This is a genomic window from Citrobacter sp. Cpo045 (genome assembly GCF_030332875.1).
GTDB lineage: Bacteria > Pseudomonadota > Gammaproteobacteria > Enterobacterales > Enterobacteriaceae > Citrobacter > Citrobacter portucalensis.
The window spans coordinates 1-1,756 of record NZ_JAOWGZ010000078.1 but is presented as its reverse complement, the minus strand read 5'-3'; the positions used below and the strand labels follow the sequence as shown (position 1 = coordinate 1,756).

Here is a 1,756-nt window from a genome sequence, read left to right as displayed (position 1 = left end):
TATCCAGGCGTAAAGGCTGTGGGTGGTGATATCGAGACGTGTTGCAACGCTGGCAACAGAATAACCGCGATCAACAACCTCTCTTTAAGCCATCTTAAATGACTCTGAGGTGTCTGTTAAACCCGTGGCGATTCAGATCAGGCAAAAGCGATAGTATGAGAGAATTTGCTACTGGCTGACTTACTGAAGCGGCTTTTCACGGCAGGTTTGTAACCGGCACGACCACGCAAAACCTGCACCGCTACGGCTTCGTAGCGTTCATGCTGCTTTTGTTTAGCTTGTGCTGGAGACATAATTTTGTACCTGACGGTAGTTATAAACAAATAAGTTGCAGTAACTATACATCACGAATCTACGTCACGCAATAGTGTACTATTGTTGCAACTTCGATGTACTTCCAGATTACAAAGTAAGTCCTGATCTCTTAGCAAATGTGGTGAACAGAATTGCCATTCCTTCAGCGGATTGTGTCGGGGGTGGATGTCAATCTGGTAACTCCGGGCTGACTGCATCGCCACGCAGGCGCATGATGGTTTGTCGTGAGGTCCCAAACCCGCGGGCAATGGCGCTGATACTGGCACCTGCTTTCAGTTGTTCAAGCGCTGCCTGCCGCTGTTCCTGGTTAAGCGCCGGCGGCCGGCCAAACCGTTTGCCTGCTGCCCTAGCCCTTGCCAGGCCGGAATGCGTGCGTTCAATCAGCAGGTCCTTTTCAAACTCAGCCACAGCCGAAATGACCTGCATGGTCATCTTTCCGGCCGCGCTGGTGAGGTCCACGCCACCCAGCGCGAGGCAGTGTACGCGAATACCGGATGCTGCCAGCTGCTCTACGGTCTTTCGCACGTCCATTGCGTCACGGCCCAGGCGATCAAGTTTGGTCACTATCAGCACATCATCATTTTCCATGCGATCAAGTAGTCTGGCAAAACCGGGGCGTTCGCTGGCAGCCACTGATCCGCTGATTTGTTCCTCAATCAGGCGCTGGGGTTTAACGGTAAAACCGGCTGCTTCAATTTCTCGGCGCTGGTTTTCAGTGGTCTGTTCCAGTGTGGAGACCCGGCAGTAAGCAAAAACTCGTGACATGGCGTAATTTTGTGTACGAAATGTATGTACGAATTATAACGCATGTACGAAACTAATTTCACTAAGTTTTGAACAGGTGCTGTAAGCGGTGTCCGAAATCGGTCGGTTTCGGACGTTTAAGTCACATGCACGTTAACTGTCGGTATTCATCGCCTCACTAGTACTACTCTGCTAGTTCATCATGTTCTTCGAGAGCATATTCAAAATCGGCAAAAAGCAAGAAATTTTCTATCCTATAAGCCTGATTTAACTTAATTCGTTGGTATCTTTCGTTCAATAATCGCCATGCTGTTTTCCGTAGTACCATCGGTACGGATTCATCTTTTAAAGTACGCATGAGCACAGAACAGGTTGTCAGAAAAGCAGCGTCCTTACGTTTTCGGTAATACGCATCAGTCGAACAAACCGCAATGATCTCGATTGATTCAGGGTGATGACAGATAGCATTAACCGTAGTTTGTTCATGTATCTGTGCCTTGAGTTCAGCCTGAATTTTTGATTGATGATACATAGCCTTGAGATAGCTAAACATGATTTCCCCATCGAACAGTAAGTCGTGTCAATTCCTAGAGTTAACACATTTCTGATCATGACTCACACGTTACGTTCAGTCGGTAGCCATCTGTGCAAAAAATGCGCTTAGCGTAGGATAATTTCCTTTTTCCAAGCGGACCCC

General features: G+C 47.9%; 3 protein-coding genes and 1 pseudogene. All 4 read right to left on the bottom strand.

Going from position 1 to position 1,756, the window contains the following annotated elements; translation table 11 throughout:
- A pseudogene (locus OGY13_RS05545) lies at positions 1-84 on the bottom strand (transposase); the annotation flags it as partial.
- A gap of 53 nt (positions 85-137) precedes the next feature.
- Positions 138-293, bottom strand: a complete 156-nt coding sequence (locus OGY13_RS05540) for a hypothetical protein (RefSeq protein ID WP_000074143.1) — start codon at positions 291-293, stop codon at positions 138-140.
- A 190-nt stretch (positions 294-483) separates the two neighbouring features.
- The gene (locus tag OGY13_RS05535) at positions 484-1,080 is read right to left on the bottom strand and encodes a recombinase family protein (RefSeq protein ID WP_058670665.1); all 597 of its coding nucleotides are present in this window, start codon (positions 1,078-1,080) and stop codon (positions 484-486) included.
- A gap of 163 nt (positions 1,081-1,243) precedes the next feature.
- Positions 1,244-1,612: a hypothetical protein gene (locus tag OGY13_RS05530; RefSeq protein ID WP_032435799.1), complete on the bottom strand. Its 369-nt coding sequence runs from the start codon at positions 1,610-1,612 to the stop codon at positions 1,244-1,246.
- Between the last annotated feature and the right edge of the window lie 144 nt (positions 1,613-1,756).

Coding starts and splice junctions, on each gene's coding strand:
- OGY13_RS05540 (WP_000074143.1), bottom strand. CDS start 293: ATGTCTCCAGCACAAGCTAAACAAAAGCAGCATGAACGCTACGAAGCC.
- OGY13_RS05535 (WP_058670665.1), bottom strand. CDS start 1,080: ATGTCACGAGTTTTTGCTTACTGCCGGGTCTCCACACTGGAACAGACC.
- OGY13_RS05530 (WP_032435799.1), bottom strand. CDS start 1,612: ATGTTTAGCTATCTCAAGGCTATGTATCATCAATCAAAAATTCAGGCT.